The sequence below is a fragment of the Bradyrhizobium sp. WD16 genome, from assembly GCF_024181725.1.
Classification (GTDB): domain Bacteria; phylum Pseudomonadota; class Alphaproteobacteria; order Rhizobiales; family Xanthobacteraceae; genus Bradyrhizobium_A.
This window is the reverse complement of the sequence record NZ_CP028908.1, coordinates 1,781,263-1,798,122: the sequence shown is the minus strand read 5'-3', so window position 1 is coordinate 1,798,122 and position 16,860 is coordinate 1,781,263. Positions and strand designations below refer to the sequence as shown.

General features: G+C 65.9%; 14 protein-coding genes. 11 read left to right on the top strand and 3 right to left on the bottom strand.

Features of this window, described 5'->3' with window-relative positions:
• Window positions 1-3: 3 nt before the first annotated feature.
• Window positions 4-783 carry an ABC transporter ATP-binding protein gene (locus DB459_RS08310; RefSeq protein WP_253712404.1) on the bottom strand — a complete coding sequence of 260 codons (780 nt, stop codon included), beginning with the start codon at window positions 781-783 and terminating at the stop codon, window positions 4-6.
• Here DB459_RS08310 and DB459_RS08305 point away from each other — a divergent pair.
• The 11 genes from DB459_RS08305 to DB459_RS08255 all read left to right on the top strand — a co-directional run bounded on the left by DB459_RS08305 (window position 782) and on the right by DB459_RS08255 (window position 14,917).
• On the top strand, window positions 782-1,492 hold the full coding sequence (locus DB459_RS08305; RefSeq protein WP_253712403.1) for an arylesterase: 711 nt from the start codon (window positions 782-784) through the stop codon (window positions 1,490-1,492). The genes DB459_RS08310 and DB459_RS08305 overlap by 2 nt on opposite strands.
• Before the next feature lie 519 nt (window positions 1,493-2,011).
• Entirely contained in the window at window positions 2,012-2,548 is a 537-nt protein-coding gene (gene thpR, locus DB459_RS08300) for an RNA 2',3'-cyclic phosphodiesterase (protein ID WP_253712402.1), read from the top strand.
• Between the two features lie 193 nt (window positions 2,549-2,741).
• Window positions 2,742-3,932 (top strand): cell division protein ZapE, encoded by a 1,191-nt coding sequence (gene zapE / locus DB459_RS08295; protein ID WP_253712401.1) that lies wholly within the window; start codon window positions 2,742-2,744, stop codon window positions 3,930-3,932.
• 238 nt (window positions 3,933-4,170) lie between these two features.
• The gene (mdh, locus tag DB459_RS08290) at window positions 4,171-5,136 is read left to right on the top strand and encodes a malate dehydrogenase (protein ID WP_253712400.1); all 966 of its coding nucleotides are present in this window, start codon (window positions 4,171-4,173) and stop codon (window positions 5,134-5,136) included.
• Between the two features lie 116 nt (window positions 5,137-5,252).
• Window positions 5,253-6,449, top strand: a complete 1,197-nt coding sequence (gene sucC, locus DB459_RS08285; RefSeq protein WP_253712399.1) for an ADP-forming succinate--CoA ligase subunit beta — start codon at window positions 5,253-5,255, stop codon at window positions 6,447-6,449.
• Between the two features lie 4 nt (window positions 6,450-6,453).
• Window positions 6,454-7,338, top strand: coding sequence for a succinate--CoA ligase subunit alpha (gene sucD / locus DB459_RS08280; RefSeq protein WP_253712398.1), 885 nt, complete (start codon window positions 6,454-6,456; stop codon window positions 7,336-7,338).
• Between the two features lie 310 nt (window positions 7,339-7,648).
• The gene (locus DB459_RS08275; protein ID WP_253712397.1) at window positions 7,649-10,600 is read left to right on the top strand and encodes a 2-oxoglutarate dehydrogenase E1 component; all 2,952 of its coding nucleotides are present in this window, start codon (window positions 7,649-7,651) and stop codon (window positions 10,598-10,600) included.
• Window positions 10,601-10,758: 158 nt separating this feature from the next.
• Window positions 10,759-11,982 carry a 2-oxoglutarate dehydrogenase complex dihydrolipoyllysine-residue succinyltransferase gene (odhB, locus tag DB459_RS08270; RefSeq protein WP_253712396.1) on the top strand — a complete coding sequence of 408 codons (1,224 nt, stop codon included), beginning with the start codon at window positions 10,759-10,761 and terminating at the stop codon, window positions 11,980-11,982.
• A 20-nt stretch (window positions 11,983-12,002) separates the two neighbouring features.
• Window positions 12,003-12,749: an SDR family oxidoreductase gene (locus DB459_RS08265; RefSeq protein WP_253712395.1), complete on the top strand. Its 747-nt coding sequence runs from the start codon at window positions 12,003-12,005 to the stop codon at window positions 12,747-12,749.
• Window positions 12,750-12,787: 38 nt separating this feature from the next.
• Window positions 12,788-14,191: a dihydrolipoyl dehydrogenase gene (lpdA, locus tag DB459_RS08260; RefSeq protein WP_253712394.1), complete on the top strand. Its 1,404-nt coding sequence runs from the start codon at window positions 12,788-12,790 to the stop codon at window positions 14,189-14,191.
• A gap of 150 nt (window positions 14,192-14,341) precedes the next feature.
• Window positions 14,342-14,917 (top strand): hypothetical protein, encoded by a 576-nt coding sequence (locus DB459_RS08255; protein WP_253712393.1) that lies wholly within the window; start codon window positions 14,342-14,344, stop codon window positions 14,915-14,917.
• A 142-nt stretch (window positions 14,918-15,059) separates the two neighbouring features.
• Here DB459_RS08255 and DB459_RS08250 read toward each other — a convergent pair whose 3' ends face one another.
• Both DB459_RS08250 and DB459_RS08245 read right to left on the bottom strand, forming a co-directional pair.
• On the bottom strand, window positions 15,060-15,650 hold the full coding sequence (locus DB459_RS08250; RefSeq protein ID WP_253712392.1) for a DUF4337 domain-containing protein: 591 nt from the start codon (window positions 15,648-15,650) through the stop codon (window positions 15,060-15,062).
• 104 nt (window positions 15,651-15,754) lie between these two features.
• Complete coding sequence (locus tag DB459_RS08245; protein ID WP_371926965.1) at window positions 15,755-16,657, bottom strand: tyrosine recombinase XerC; 903 nt, start codon at window positions 16,655-16,657, stop codon at window positions 15,755-15,757.
• Window positions 16,658-16,860: the final 203 nt, after the last annotated feature.

Below are 16,860 nucleotides of genomic sequence, written 5' to 3'. Positions count from 1 at the left end.
CCCTCATGGAGCCACCGTCTCGGTGGGGTGATGGGCGGCAGTGCTGTCGATCCGCCCCGAGCGCAGGCGCACCACGCGGTTGCAGCGCCGGGCCAGCGCCGCGTCATGGGTCACCAGCACCAGCGTCATGCCCCGCTCGCGGTGCTTGGCGAACAAGAGGTCCATGATCTGCTTGCCGGTGGTCTCGTCGAGATTGCCGGTCGGCTCATCGGCGACGAGGATCGCCGGGGCGGGGGCGAGTGCGCGGGCCAGTGCCACGCGCTGCTGTTCGCCGCCGGATAATTGCGCCGGATAGTGATGCTGGCGTTCGCCGAGCCCGACCGCCTCAAGCTCGGCTGCGGCGCGGCCGAAGGCGTCGCTTGCGCCGGCGAGTTCGAGCGGCACCGCGACGTTTTCCAGCGCCGTCATCGTCGGGATCAGATGGAAGGCCTGGAAGACGATACCGACATGACGGCCGCGGAACCTGGCCAGCCCGTCCTCGTCGAGACCATTGAAAGCCACTCCGCCAACCACCACTTCGCCACTATCGGGTCGCTCCAGTCCAGCCATGACCATGAGCAGCGTCGACTTGCCAGAGCCGGATGCGCCGATCAGTCCGACCGCTTCACCCGCGCCAATCCGCAGATTCACATCCTTGAGGATGTGGACCCGCGCGGCGCCCTCGCCGAGGGAAAGATTGACGCCAGCGACGACGATCGGGTCGGAGCTGCCTGGAGGTGTGGTGCGGTCGACGTCTGGGCTGCGTTCGTCTTGGGCGAGATTGTCTTGGGTGAGTTTGTCCATGGAACTGTCATATGGGAGTTTCGCCGGCCGGGTCGAGTGGCCGCGACGGGCGCTTCGCGCAAGCGTGATGGCGCTGGCCCTGTTGTCGGGAGTCTTGATGGCGGGTTTTGGACCCATGTTGGCAGCGACGGCGGCCCGCGCCGATGCAAGCGCGCCGTTCAGGCTGGCGGTACTGGGTGATTCCCTGACCGCAGGCTACGGTCTGCCGGCGGCGGCGGCATTCCCGGAGCGATTGAAAAAATCCCTTGCAGACAAGGGGATAGCGGTTGACATCATCAACGCCGGGGTGTCCGGCGACACCGCCTCCGGCGGCCGCGACCGGCTCGACTGGTCGATCCCCGACGGCACGCGCGCCGTGCTGGTCGAACTCGGCGCCAACGATGCCCTGCGCGGCGTCGATCCGAGCGTGACGCGCGCCGCCCTCGACGAGATCATCACCCGCCTCCAGCAGCGCGGGATCGCGGTGATGCTGTGCGGGATGTACGCGCCGCGCAATCTCGGTCCCGACTATGTCGGCAAATTCGATGCGATTTATCCCGAACTCGCCAAGGCCCACGATGTGCCGCTCTATCCGTTCTTTCTCGACGGTGTCGCCGGCGATGCGAAACTCACTCAGCCCGACGGGCTGCATCCAACCGCCGCCGGCGTCGACGTCATCGTCGGCCGGATCATGCCCAGCGTCGAGGCGCTCCTCGCGTCCCGGTTCTAACGTTCGTATCCCTTTGCAGCAGGCGCTTCCACGCACGCTGGAAACGAAGGGACACTCGCATCATTATGATTGTAATGCGGTTTTGGATCCGACGCGCGTTTGAAGAATTCGCTGCGATGCTGAAACGAACGGCAGATCCACCGCATAAGCCACACTAGCTTTTTGATTTTGCTAGTGTCCCGATGTCTCCGAATGACCGTGCGCGGGTGAGGCAAACGAAGCGGTAATTCGGAGACGGGACACTAGCGGTCCCTTAATTCTGACACTCGCACGGGCGCCGGCCGGGACGGGATGGCGATGTTGGAATCGGACCACTCGCATGACTGTGATTTGCGTGCCGAGGATTGGCGGCAAATCCGGCGCGCCAAGCCTGTTTCATGGGCAGCCCTGCCGCGCCGAAAGACTGACTCGCCCGATCCGCGCGACGTGATGGTGGCCGCCCTTCGCTCTGTCATCGAGCTGCGTTAGAAAGGAGGTGCGAGTGATTCGTCACCAGCCTCTGCATCGAGGGTTTTCGTGATGCCGCGTCTATTTACCGGACTGGAAATTCCCGCCGAGATCGGACAGACGCTGTCGAGTTTGCGAGGCGGCCTGCCAGGGGCCCGCTGGATCGATCCGGAAAATTACCACGTCACGCTGCGCTTCATCGGCGACATCGATGGCATGGTGGCGAACGAGATCGCCTCGACTCTCTTCCGCGTCAACCGCAGGCCGTTCGAAGTCGCCCTGCAGGGATTGGCGTCGTTCGGCGGCAAGAAGCCCCGCGCCGTGGTCGCATCCGTGGTGCCGAGCCGTCCCCTGATGGAATTGCAGGCGGAGCTCGAGCGGCTGATGCAGCGGTTCGGGCTCGATCCCGAGGGCCGCAAATTCACGCCGCACGTGACGCTCGCGCGCTTGCGCGACTCCTCGAACCAGGACGTCGCCGACTATCTGTCGGTGCGCGGCTATTTCCCGACTCGGGTCTTCACCGCCTCGCGCTTCGTGCTGTTCTCGTCGCGCTCGTCGGTGGGCGGCGGCCCCTATGTGATCGAGGATACCTACGCCCTGAGCCCCTGAACCGCATTCGGCCGGTCGTGCAGGCCCCGCGGCGCGGCCGATAAGGTCGCCGCGCATGGCGCGGCTGCGGCTTTTCCCCTTGCATCTTTGACAAATTTTTGGCCGTTAGCGGCCAGTCCTCCGGTCGGTCGGGCAATTGGCGCCCGCTCTGCTCCGTCCGCCCCCTCACTGCCCAGAAGGGCTTGCCGCTGCGATGGTCTCTGCCTCCGACGTTTCGTTCCGCGCGCGTTATCAGTCGCTCGTCCGTAGTGGTGAGATCGAGGCCGACCCGGCCCAGGCGCAGATCGTCGAAGCCTATACAGCGCTCGAGGCACGGCTCTCCGACTATCGGCCCGGCGCCAGGAACGGCTTCCTCGGCCGGCTGTTCGGCGACAAGAAAGCCGCGACACCGCTGCGCGGGCTTTATATTCACGGCGAGGTCGGCCGCGGCAAGACCATGCTGATGGACCTGTTCTTCGAGGGCAGCAATGTCAGTCACAAGCGCCGCGCCCATTTTCACGAATTCATGGCCGACGTCCACGAGCGGATCTACGGTTTTCGCCAGAAGATCGTCGCCGGCGAGATCGAAGAGGCCGATCCGGTCCGGCTCGCCGCCCAGACCATTTTCGATGAGGCATGGCTGCTCTGCTTCGACGAATTCCATGTCACCGACATCGCCGATGCCATGATCCTCGGTCGCCTGTTCGAGCGGCTGTTCGCGCTCGGCACCGTGGTGGTCGCGACCTCGAACGTGGCGCCGGACGATCTCTACAAAGGCGGTCTCAACCGCGCTTTGTTCTTGCCGTTCATTGCGCAGATCAAGAATCATATGGAGGTGCTGCGCCTCGACGCCCGCACTGATTTCCGCCTGGAGAAACTCGCCGGCGCCAGATGCTGGCTGGTGCCGGACGACGCGGAGGCCGAGATCGGCTTGGACAAGGCCTTCCTGCGGCTGACCGGCGGCGCCCACGGCGAGCCGCATGATTTTCTCGTCAAGGGCCGGCGGCTGCGTGTTCCACGCGCGGCGCACGGGGTGGCGCGGTTCTCCTTCGCACAGTTGTGCGAAGAGCCGCTCGCGGCGTCCGATTATCTGCGCCTCGCCCACGAGTATCACACCATCGTGCTCGATCATGTGCCGGCGATGGATTATGCGGACCGCAACGCTGCCAAGCGCTTCATCACTCTGATCGACACGCTTTACGATAACGGCGTCAAGCTGCTCGCCTCGGCTGCAGCCGATCCGGTGTCGCTCTATCGCGCCACCGAAGGTGTCGAGGCCAATGAATTCAAGCGGACCTCGTCCCGCCTGATCGAAATGGGCTCGGAATCCTATCTGGCACTGCCTCACGGCCGCAGCGTCGATTCCGCCGCCAGCGGCGCCAGCACAGGTCTGGTCGAAACCTGATCCGGCGTATCCAGGCGCAACTGACCAGTTTTCAGGCACGCGCCGGGGCTTGTCGGATCTCCGCGCGGCCAGGCCCCCGTCTCAGGCGGGGCGCGAGGCTATCGCCGAATGGACGAGGCGTGGCGCGGCGGCGTCGACTTGAACGGGTGCGGCGAAAGAGCTAACAGCCTCTGCCAGATTTCCTCCAGGGCGCCCGCAAGACGTCCCCCCTCATCCTGGTCTCAAAGGACAGTTTCCCATGGCACGCAACAAGATTGCTTTGATTGGCTCCGGTCAGATCGGCGGTACGCTCGCGCACCTCGTCGGGCTCAAGGAACTGGGCGACGTGGTGTTGTTCGACATCGCCGAGGGCGTGCCCCAGGGCAAGGCGCTCGATATTGCCCAGTCGTCGCCGGTGGATGGCTTCGACGCCCGCCTGGTCGGCGCCAACGCCTATGAGGCGATCGACGGCGCTGACGTCGTGATCGTCACCGCCGGCGTGCCGCGCAAGCCGGGCATGAGCCGCGACGACCTCCTCAGCATCAACCTCAAGGTCATGGAGCAGGTCGGCGCCGGCATCAAGAAGTACGCTCCGAACGCCTTCGTCATCTGCATCACCAATCCGCTCGATGCCATGGTCTGGGCGCTGCAGAAGGCCTCGGGCCTGCCGGCCAAGAAGGTCGTCGGCATGGCCGGCGTGCTCGACTCGGCGCGCTTTCGCTACTTCCTCGCCGACGAGTTCAATGTCTCGGTCGAGGACGTTACCGCCTTCGTGCTCGGCGGTCACGGTGATACCATGGTGCCGCTGGTGCGCTATTCCACCGTGGCCGGCATCCCGCTGCCGGACCTCGTCAAGATGGGCTGGACCTCTCAGGCCCGCATCGACGAGATCGTCGATCGCACCCGCAACGGCGGCGCGGAGATCGTCAACCTGCTCAAGACCGGCTCGGCTTTCTACGCGCCGGCCGCCTCCGCCATCGCGATGGCCGAGAGCTATCTGCGCGACAAGAAGCGCGTGCTGCCCTGCGCCGCGCATCTTTCCGGCGAATACGGCGTCAAGGACATGTATGTCGGCGTGCCGGTGGTGATCGGCGCCAAGGGCGTCGAGCGCATCGTCGAGATCGAACTCGGCGGCAAGGATCGCGAGGCCTTCGACAAGTCGGTCGCCTCGGTTCAGGGCCTGGTCGACGCCTGCCGCAAGATCGCGCCGGATCTCCTGAAGTAAGAGGTCCCGTTCCGGAGCGCGATAGCTTCCAGTCGAACAGCCATCGCGCACCGGATCATGCTCCAACGCCCTTCGCCGCGGTCCGCCGCACGGTTTGATCCCACCAGAGGTTCACGATGAACATTCACGAATACCAGGCCAAGGCACTGCTGAAGGAATTCGGTGTGCCGGTGTCACGTGGCGTGCCGATCTTCAAGGCCGAGGAGGCCGAGGCCGCGGCGCAGGAACTCGGCGGTCCGCTGTGGGTGGTGAAGAGCCAGATCCACGCCGGTGGCCGTGGCAAGGGCAAGTTCAAGGAAGCGAGTGCCGGCGACAAGGGCGGCGTCCGCCTCGCCAAATCGGTCGACGAGGTCACGACCTTCGCCAAGCAGATGCTGGGCGCGACCCTCGTCACGGTGCAGACCGGCCCGGCCGGCAAGCAGGTCAACCGCCTCTACATCGAAGAGGGCTCCGACATCGAGAAGGAGCTCTATCTCTCGGCGCTGGTCGACCGCGAGACTTCGCGGATCGCCTTCGTGGTCTCGACCGAAGGCGGCATGGACATCGAGGAAGTGGCGCACAAGACGCCCGAGAAGATCGTCTCCTTCTCGGTCGACCCGGCCACCGGCGTGATGCCGCATCACGGCCGCACCGCGGCCCAGGCGCTGGGGCTCAAGGGCGATCTCGCCAAGCAGGCCGAGCAGCTCATCACCCAGCTCTATAACGCCTTCGTCGCCAAGGACATGGCGATGCTGGAAATCAACCCGCTGATCATCACCAAGCAGGGCCAGCTGCGCTGCCTCGATGCCAAGGTGTCGTTCGACTCCAACTCGCTCTACCGCCACGCGGACGTGGTCGCGCTGCGCGACACCACCGAGGAGGACGCCAAGGAGATCGAGGCGTCGAAATATGACCTCGCCTATATCGCGCTTGAGGGCACCATCGGCTGCATGGTCAACGGCGCCGGCCTCGCCATGGCCACCCTCGACATCATCAAGCTCTACGGCGAGAGCCCGGCTAACTTCCTCGATGTCGGCGGCGGCGCTTCCGAGGAGAAGGTGACTGCGGCGTTCAAGATCATCACCGCCGATCCGAACGTGAAGGGCATCCTGGTCAACATCTTCGGCGGCATCATGAAGTGCGACGTGATCGCCCGCGGCGTCATCGCCGCGGTCAAGGCGGTCGGCCTCAAGGTGCCGCTGGTGGTGCGCCTCGAGGGCACCAATGTCGCGGAAGGCAAGAAGATCATCAGCGAATCCGGTCTCAACGTGCTGCCGGCCGACGATCTCGACGATGCCGCCCAGAAGATCGTCAACGCCGTGAAGGGGAAGTAAGCCGATGTCCGTCCTGATCGACAAGAATACCAAGGTCATTACCCAGGGCTTCACCGGCAAGAATGGCACCTTCCATTCCGAGGCGGCGCTGGCTTACGGCACCAAACTGGTCGGCGGTACCTCGCCGGGCAAGGGCGGCTCGACCCATCTCGGCCTGCCGGTGTTCGACACCGTGGCCGAAGCCAGGGCCAGGACCGGCGCCGACGCCTCGGTGATCTATGTGCCGCCGCCGGGCGCTGCGGATGCGATCTGCGAGGCCATCGATGCCGAGATCCCGCTGATCGTCTGCATCACCGAGGGCATCCCGGTGCTCGACATGGTGCGGGTCAAGCGCGCCCTGTCGGGTTCGAAGTCGCGCCTGATCGGCCCGAACTGCCCGGGCGTCGTCACCGCCGGCGAATGCAAGATCGGCATCATGCCGGCCAATATCTTCCGGCCCGGCACCGTCGGCATTGTGTCGCGCTCCGGCACCCTGACCTACGAGGCGGTGTTCCAGACCTCCCAGGAGGGCCTCGGCCAGACCTCGGCGGTGGGTATCGGCGGCGATCCGGTCAAGGGCACCGAGTTCATCGACGTGCTCGAGATGTTCCTGGCCGATCCCAAGACCGAATCGATCGTCATGATCGGCGAGATCGGCGGTTCGGCCGAGGAGGATGCGGCCCAGTTCCTCAAGGACGAGGCCAAGCGCGGCCGCAAGAAACCGATGGTCGGTTTCATCGCCGGCCGCACCGCCCCTCCGGGGCGCCGCATGGGCCATGCCGGCGCCATCATCGCCGGCGGCAAGGGCGATGCCGGTTCCAAGATCGCGGCGATGGAAGAGGCGGGCGTCAAGGTCTCGCCGTCGCCGGCGCGCCTTGGCAAGACGCTGGCGGAACTGCTGCGCCGCTGAACGGCCGGTTGGCATGCCAGGACCGGGCTGGTGAGGCCCTGTCACAAGTCTGAAATTCAAGCAGAGCCCCGGATCTCGTCCGGGGCTCATTTTTTTGTCGGACGATTTAGGAAAGCTTTGCCGATCAAGATGTTGGCACTGGAATCCCGATCCACATTGCCGTGAATTTGGATTCAACTCTAGGTGCTTTTCGACGCGTAAGTTTGACCTAAATGGGTTAAAGGAGGCGCCACGGACTCGGCCGGTTTCGTCGGCCGGGTATTTGCCGCCAGTACTCCCGCGCGACAACAAAAGAACCCAGGACGCGATTATGTCTCGCCAGGACGCGAACGCCGCTTTCGCCCTCACTTCGTTTCTCTACGGTGGCAACGCCGCCTATATCGACGAGATCTATGGCCGCTACGAGAAGGATCCGGCATCGGTCGATGCCGAGTGGCGGGAATTTTTCAAGAGCCTGAAAGACCAGCCGGCGGACGTCGCCCGTAATGCCCAGGGCCCGTCGTGGGAGAAGGCGAACTGGCCGGTCGCGCCCAGCGACGAATTGACCTCCGCCCTCGACGGCAACTGGCCCCAGGCCGAGAAGGTGCTCGGCGCCAAGTTGCAGGCCAAGGCCCAGGCCAGCGGCGGCGAACTGACGGCATCAGCCGTGCAGCAGGCGACGCGCGATTCGATTCGCGCCCTGATGCTGATCCGCGCCTACCGCATGCGCGGCCACTTCCATGCCAATCTCGACCCGCTGGGCATCGAGGGCCAGAAGGACCATGAGGAACTCGACGCGCGGTCCTACGGCTTCACCGACGCCGACTGGGACCGCAAGATCTTCCTCGACCACGTGCTCGGCCTTGAATTCGGCACCCTGCGCGAGATCGTCGCGATCTGCCAGCGCACCTACTGCCAGACGCTCGGCGTCGAGTTCATGCACATCTCCAATCCGGCGCAGAAGGCCTGGATCCAGGAGCGCATCGAGGGGCCGGACAAGGAAATCAGCTTCACCCGCGAGGGCCGGCGCGCCATCCTGATGAAGCTGATCGAGACCGAGGGCTTCGAGAAGTTCTGCGACCTCAAATTCACCGGCACCAAGCGCTTCGGCCTCGACGGCGGCGAATCGCTGATTCCGGCGCTCGAGCAGATCATCAAGCGCGGCGGCAATCTCGGCGTGAAGGAGATCGTGGTCGGCATGCCGCACCGCGGTCGCCTCAACGTGCTGACCCAGGTGATGGCCAAGCCGCACCGGGCGCTGTTCCACGAGTTCAAGGGCGGCTCGGCCAATCCCGACGAGGTCGAGGGCTCCGGCGACGTGAAGTACCACCTCGGCGCTTCGTCCGACCGCGAGTTCGACAACAACAAGGTCCACCTGTCGCTGACCGCGAACCCGTCGCATCTCGAGATCGTCGATCCGGTGGTGCTGGGCAAGGTCCGCGCCAAGCAGGACCAGCACGGCGATCCGCCGGATCAGCGCACCTCGGTGCTGCCGCTGCTGATGCACGGCGATGCCGCCTTCGCCGGCCAGGGCGTGGTCGCCGAATGTTTCGGCCTGTCGGATCTGAAGGGCTACCGCACCGGCGGTTCGCTGCACTTCATCGTCAACAACCAGATCGGCTTCACCACCTATCCGCGCTATTCGCGCTCTTCGCCCTATCCGTCCGACGTGGCGAAGATGATCGATGCGCCGATCTTCCACGTCAACGGCGACGATCCCGAGGCGGTGGTGTTCGCCGCCAAGGTCGCGATCGAGTACCGGCAGAAGTTCCACAAGCCGGTGGTCATCGACATGTTCTGCTATCGCCGGCACGGCCACAACGAAGGCGACGAGCCCTCGTTCACCCAGCCGGTGATGTACAAGAAGATCGCCTCGCACCCGTCGACGCTGGAGATCTACACCAAGCGCCTCGTCGCCGACGGCGTCGTCACCGAAGGCGAGGTCGATAAGGCCAAGGCCGACTGGCGGGCGCGCCTCGACGCCGAGTTCGAGGCCGGCGCCGGCTACAAGCCGAACAAGGCGGACTGGCTCGACGGCAAGTGGGCCGGCTTCAAGATCGCCGACGTCGACGAGGATCCGCGCCGCGGGGTCACCGGGGTCGATGCGCCGCTGCTCAAGGAGATCGGCCGCAAGATCACCAAGGTGCCCGAGGGCTTCCGCGTCCACCGCACCGCGCAGCGCTTTCTCGACAACCGCGCCAGGGCCATCGAGACCGGCCAGGGGATCGACTGGGCGACCGCCGAGGCGCTGTCGTTCTGCTCGCTGATGGAAGACGGCTTCCGCGTTCGCCTGTCCGGCCAGGACTGCGAGCGCGGCACCTTCTCGCAGCGCCATTCGGTGCTCTACGACCAGGAAGACGAGAGCCGCTACACGCCGTTCAACCATCTCTCCGAGAAGCAGGGCCGCTACGAGGTCATCAACTCGCTGCTGTCGGAAGAGGCGGTGCTCGGCTACGAATACGGCTATTCGCTCGCCGAGCCGAACGCGTTGACGGTCTGGGAAGCCCAGTTCGGCGACTTCGCCAACGGCGCCCAGGTGGTGTTCGACCAGTTCATCTCCTCGGGCGAACGCAAGTGGCTGCGCATGTCCGGCCTCGTCTGCCTGCTGCCCCACGGCTACGAGGGTCAGGGGCCGGAGCATTCGTCGGCGCGCCTGGAGCGCTTTCTGCAGCTCTGCGCCGAAGACAACATGCAGGTCGCCAACTGCACCACGCCGGCGAACTACTTCCACATCCTGCGCCGGCAGCTCAAGCGCGAGATCCGCAAGCCGCTGATCCTGATGACGCCGAAGTCGCTGCTGCGCCACAAGCGCGCGGTGTCGACCCTCGACGAACTCTCGCTCGGCACCTCGTTCCATCGCGTGCTGCATGACGATGCGGAGAAGGGCGGCGAGATCAAGCTGGTCGCCGACGACAAGATCCGTCGTGTCGTGCTGTGCTCGGGCAAGGTCTACTACGACCTGCTCGAGGAGCGCGAGAAGCGCGGCGTCAACGACGTCTATCTGCTGCGCCTCGAGCAGCTCTATCCGGTGCCGATGAAGACCCTGGTCCACGAGCTCGGCCGCTTCAAGACGGCGGAGATGGTGTGGTGCCAGGAAGAGCCGCGCAACATGGGCAGCTGGCACTTCATCGAGCCGTATCTCGAGTGGGTGCTCAACCAGATTGGCGCCGCCAGCCGGCGTCCGCGTTATGCGGGCCGTGCCGCCTCGGCGGCGACCGCCACCGGTCTGATGTCCAAGCATCTCGCCCAGCTCAAGGCGCTGCTCGACGAGGCGCTGAACTGACGAATGTCTGACGACGGCCGTGCCGTGGGCGAAGTGCTCGCGGCGCGGCCGGCTGCATCACCAGATTATTTTCCGGGCCGGGTCTCCGGCCGTTCGCTTCAAGTCAGAGATCTAGAACGCCGCGCCGCGACAGGCGTCGGCGCAAAAGGGAAAACATCATGACCGAAATTCGTGTCCCCACGCTCGGCGAATCCGTCACCGAGGCGACGATCGGGCGCTGGTTCAAGAAGCAGGGCGAGGCCGTCGCCGTCGACGAGCCGCTGGTGGAGCTGGAGACCGACAAGGTCACCATCGAGGTGCCGGCGCCGGCTGCCGGCACGCTCGGCGAGATCGTCGCCAAGGACGGCGAGACCGTCGCGGTCGGCGCGCTGCTCGGCCAGATCTCGGACGGCGCCGCCGCCAAGCCGGCCGCCGCGGCGCCCGCCGCCAAGCCTGCGGCCGCGTCAGTCGCCGCCGCTGCGCCGAAACTCGCGCCGACCGATGCGACGCTGGCGCCGTCGGTGCGGAAACTGTCGGCCGAAAGCGGCATCGATGCCGCAACCGTGCCGGGCTCGGGCAAGGATGGCCGCGTCACCAAGGGTGACATGCTGGCCGCCATCGAGAAGGCCGCCGCCGCGCCGACCCCGGTCAGCCAGCCGGCCGCCGCCGTCCAGGTGCGGGCGCCGTCGCCGGCCGACGACGCCGCCCGCGAGGAGCGGGTGAAGATGACGCGTCTGCGCCAGACCATCGCCCGCCGCCTCAAGGATGTGCAGAACACCGCCGCCATGCTCACGACCTTCAACGAGGTCGACATGAGCCACCTGATGGCGCTGCGCAGCCAGTACAAGGACGTGTTCGAGAAGAAGCACGGCGTGAAGCTCGGCTTCATGGGCTTCTTCGCCCGCGCCTGCGTTCAGGCGCTCAAGGACGTGCCGGCGGTGAATGCCGAGATCGATGGCACCGACCTGATCTACAAGAACTACTATCACCTCGGGGTTGCGGTCGGCACCGACAAGGGCCTCGTCGTGCCGGTGGTGCGCGACTGCGACGTCAAGTCGATTGCCGAAATCGAGAAGTCGATCTCCGAGTTCGGTCGCCGCGCCCGCGACGGCCAGCTCAAGATCGAGGAGATGCAGGGCGGCACCTTCACCATCTCCAACGGCGGCGTCTACGGTTCGCTGATGTCGACGCCGATCCTCAACGCGCCGCAGTCCGGCATTCTGGGCATGCACAAGATCCAGGAGCGGCCCGTGGTGGTCGGCGGCAAGATCGAGGTCCGGCCGATGATGTATCTCGCGCTGTCCTATGACCACCGCGTCATCGACGGCAAGGAGGCGGTCACCTTCCTCGTCCGCATCAAGGAGACGCTGGAAGATCCGGCGCGCCTCGTCCTCGATCTCTGATCGCGCGCAGGGGTTAGGTCATGAGCGATCGCGTTGCCGTCATTACCGGAGGCAGCCGCGGCATCGGCCGCGCCACCGCCCTGCTCGCCGCCAAGCGCGGCTGGCGTGTCCTGATCGGCTACGCCAGCAACGCCGAAGCGGCGCAGGAGGTGGTCTCCACCATCACGTCCGCCGGCGGCGCGGCGATGGCGACCCGTTGCGACGTCGCTTCCGAAGCCGACATCCTCGGCCTGTTCAAGGCCGCGGACGGCTTCGGCGAGCTCGGCGCGCTGGTCAACAATGCCGGGGTCGTCGACGTCTCGGCGCGGGTGGAAGACATGAGCGCGGCGCGCATCGCCCGCATCATGACCGTCAACGTCACCGGGAGCATGCTCTGCGCCCGCGAGGCGGTGAAGCGGATGTCGACCCGCCACGGCGGCAAGGGCGGCGTCATCGTCAACCTGTCGTCGGTGGCGGCCAAGCTCGGCTCGCCCAACACCTATGTCGACTACGCCGCCTCCAAGGCGGCGATCGACACCTTCACCCTCGGCCTCGGCTACGAGGTCGCCGCCGAGGGTATCCGCGTCACGGCGGTGCGGCCTGGCCTGATCGATACCGACATTCACGCCAGCGGCGGGGAGCCCGACCGCGCCTTCCGCCTCGCCAAGAACGTGCCGATGCAGCGCGTCGGCACCGCGGATGAAATTGCCAATGCCATCGTCTGGCTGATGTCCGACGATGCGTCCTACGTCACATCTTCCATCCTCGACGTGTCCGGCGGCCGCTGAAGAAGCCGCGGCACTTCAAGTCCCGAACAGGAGCACTCATGGCGAGCTACGATCTGATTGTCATTGGCACCGGCCCGGGGGGCTATGTCGGCGCTATCCGCGCGGCGCAGCTTGGGATGAAGGTCGCCGTGGTCGAGAAGAAGCCGACGCTCGGGGGCACCTGCCTCAATGTCGGCTGCATGCCGTCCAAGGCGCTGCTGCACGCGTCGGAACTGTTCGAGGAAGCCGAGCATTCCTTCGCCAAGATGGGCATCGGCGTTCCCACGCCCAAGCTCGACCTGCCGGCGATGATGAAGTTCAAGCAGGAAGGCATCGACGGCAACGTCAAGGGCGTCGATTTCCTGATGAAGAAGAACAAGATCGATGTGCTGCGCGGCACCGGCAAGGTGCTCGGCACCGGCCGGGTCGAGGTCAAGGCGGCCGACGGCAAGACCGAAATCTTCGAGACGAAGAACATCGTCATCGCCTCGGGCTCCGACGTCACCCGCCTCAAGGGCATCGAGATCGACGAGAAGCGCATCGTCTCCTCGACGGGTGCGCTATCGCTCGACAAGGTGCCGGAGAAGCTGGTCGTGATCGGCGCCGGTGTCATCGGCCTCGAGCTCGGCTCGGTGTGGCGGCGCCTCGGCGCGCAGGTCACCGTGGTGGAATTCCTGGATCGCATCCTGCCGGGCATGGATGGCGAGATCGTCCGCCAGTTCCAGCGCATCCTTGAGAAGCAGGGTATCGCCTTCAAGCTCGGCGCCAAGGTGACGGCGGTCGATGCCTCGGGCAAGAAGCTCAAGGCGCAGATCGAATCCGCCGCTGGCGGCGGGGCGGAGACGCTGGAAGCCGATGTCGTGCTGGTCGCCGTCGGCCGCGTGCCCTTTACCGACGGGCTCGGTCTCAAGGAGGCCGGCGTCGCCCTCGACAATCGCGGCCGGATCCAGACCGACGCGCATTTCGCCACCACGGTGCCCGGCGTCTATGCCATCGGCGATGTGATCGCGGGTCCGATGCTGGCGCACAAGGCCGAGGACGAGGGGGTCGCGGTCGCCGAGATTCTCGCGGGCCAGTCCGGCCACGTCAATTACGACGTCATTCCGGGTGTGGTCTACACCACGCCGGAGGTCGCCTCGGTGGGCAAGACCGAGGAAGACCTCAAGGCCGCCGGCATCGCCTATACCGTCGGCAAGTTTCCCTTTACCGCCAACGGCCGTTCCAAGGTCAACCAGACCACCGATGGCATGGTGAAAATCCTGGCCGACGCCAGGACCGACCGGGTGCTCGGCGTTCACATCGTCGGCCGCGAGGCGGGCGAAATGATCCACGAGGCGGCGGTGCTGATGGAGTTCGGCGGTTCGGCGGAGGATCTGGCCCGCACCTGTCACGCCCATCCGACCCGTTCCGAGGCGATCAAGGAAGCGGCGCTGTCGGTCGGCAAGCGCGCCATTCATATGTAAGTGTGAGCTGGCGCACGGCACGGAGTTCCGTCACGATGGCGGTTCCGGGCCGGGGGCGAACCCTGGGGGCATCAGCGAATTGGGTTGATCGGGCGCTGATGATCGACGGGTTGGCGCCAATTGGCGCAGCCGAGAGAGCAGGTGAACTGAATGGCTGAGCCGGGGCCGAGGACGACCATGCACCGCCTGCTGAGGCCGCTCTGGTTCCTGCTCGCGCTGCTCTTCCTGCTGGAGCAGTGGCTGTGGGACCATCTGGTGCCGGCGATCCGCTGGATCGTCGACATCATTCCCTGGCGCCGCCTCAAGCAGCAGATCGCCGCTGCCATCGATCATCTGTCGCCGACGGCGACGCTGGTGGTCTTCCTGATCCCGGCGGCGATCTATTTCGGTCTCGAATTGCTGGCGCTGTGGCCGCTGGCCTATGGTCACTGGCTGCTGGCGTTGATCGTGCTGGCCGCGGCCAAGATCATCGGCGCCGCGATCACCGCCTTCGCCTTCGACGTCACCCGCGACAAGTTGCTGCAGCTCGACTGGTTTCGCCGCGGCTACGAGCTGGTGATCGGCTGGCGCGATGCCGCCCATCGTCTGGCCGACCCTTACATCGCCCATCTGCGCGCGATGGCGAGGGCGTTGCGTCCGACAGCGCGGTCACATTGGCTCAAGCTGGTGCAGCGCTTCCGCCGGCGGGTTCAGGCGACATCGACGAAGCAGTCCGCGGTGGACTGACGAGTTCCTGCTCATCCTTCGAGCTGCGGCGCGCAGAGATGTCAGTGCGCAGCACACCCGATGTTGTCGTCGCCCGGTTTATGGTCGTCCGCAAGTGCGCGCCGCGCCGGTCTGCGTCATCGCACCCTCGGGCGCCATCGCCTCACATCAAATGCACCGCATGGGGCGCGAACAGGCCGAGTGCGGTGAAGGCGACGCCGCCGAGCGCCAGAAGGCCCGAGATCCAGGCCAGCGCCAGCATGCCGGTGATGATGGTCGCCGAGGCGAGGACGATGGCGATCTGGAAGGCGCCCGAAGCGAGCTCGAAGTGGTGATATTTGGCAAGCGCCAGGTCGCGCTCGTGCTCGGCATGCTTGGCGCGCTCGGCGAGCTGCTCGCTGCCTTCGTTGGTCTCCGGCTCCGAGCGGTAGCGCGCCGCAGTCTTCTGCCAGTCCTCGACCTGCTTGAGCGCCGCCGCCTTCTGGGCCTCGTCGCTGATCCCGGGCACGGTGATCTTCAGGCTCTCCGCGGCGGTCTGGACCGCGGTGCGGCGGATCGTCTTGGCCTGGAAGAACGACCACAGATTGGCCGCTTCGACATTCTTGCCGATGGATTCGGTCTGGGCGCCCTTGCCCAGGGTTTCCGATAGCGCGAGGCAGAGCGCGATCACCGAGATCAGGAGGGCGATCTTCTTGTTCTCGCTGGATGCATGCTCGGCATGCTCGGCGTGCTCGATACTTTCATGCGCGCTCATGGTCGATTCCCTCCGCCCGGTTCGAGTTCCGCGCGCCTGTTTGCCGTAACCGCCGCCCAGTCCGCAAGCGCCAAATACCGTCGCGCCGAGCCGTCAAGCAGCCGTCATGATCGGGGATGGGCGGAGCGGTAGACGTCCATCAGTCGTTCGGCATCGACCCCGGTGTAGATCTGAGTGGTCGAGAGCGAGGCGTGGCCGAGCAATTCCTGGATCGCGCGCAGGTCGCCGCCGCGCGCCAGGAGATGGGTAGCGAAGGAATGGCGCAGCGCGTGGGGCGTGGCGCTGTCCGGCAGTCCGAGCGCGCCGCGCAGGCTCGCCATCGCCAGCTGGATGATGCGCGGGCTCAAGGGCCCGCCCTTGGCGCCGACGAAGATGGGCTGTTCAGGGGCGAGGTGATAGGGACAGACCGCGACATAATCGGTGATCAGCTGCAGCACGTTCTGCAGCACCGGCACCATGCGGGTCTTGTTGCCCTTGCCGGTGACTACCAGCACGTCGCCCTCGCCCGGCGCCGGCACGTCGCGGCGCTTGAGGCCGAGCGCTTCGGAAATGCGCAGGCCCGAGCCGTAGAGCAGCGCCAGCACCGCGGCGTCACGGGCGAGAATCCACGGCTCGCGGTCCTCGCCGGCGCGCAGGTCGGCGTCGACGATGCGTTTGGCCGCGGTCATTTGCAGCGGTTTGGGCAGGCTCTTGGCGACCTTCGGCGCGCGGATCGCGGCCAGCGCCCCGACGCGGCCCTTGCCCTCGCGCTCGAGAAAACGGGCGAAAGAGCGCAGCCCCGCCAGCGCCCGCATCAGCGAACGGCCGGCGACCTCCTCGGCGCGCCGGGCCGCCATGAAGGAGCGCACATCGGAGGCTTCCAGTCCTGCGAAGCGCGCCAGCGTTACCTTTTGCGCCCAGTGCTGTCCGAGAAAGAGCACGAACTGGCGCAGGTCGCGGGCATAGGCTTCGAGCGTCTTGGGCGACAGCCGCCGTTCGGCGCGCAGATGGCCGAGCCAGCGGGTCATCTCGGCGACGAGATCGGCGCCGGCGCAGGGCAGCAGGACAGCCTCGGCCGACTGTTGCGCCTCCTGTTTTGGCTTTGTCCCGTGGTTCGCCATGATCCTTCCCCGCCAACGATCGCGCCATCATCGGCCGCGGCGGTTCAGCCTTGGTTAAGGCGCCTCGCCCGTGGCGTGAAAAGCTGTGCCGGGCGCCTTAACCGCGGCTG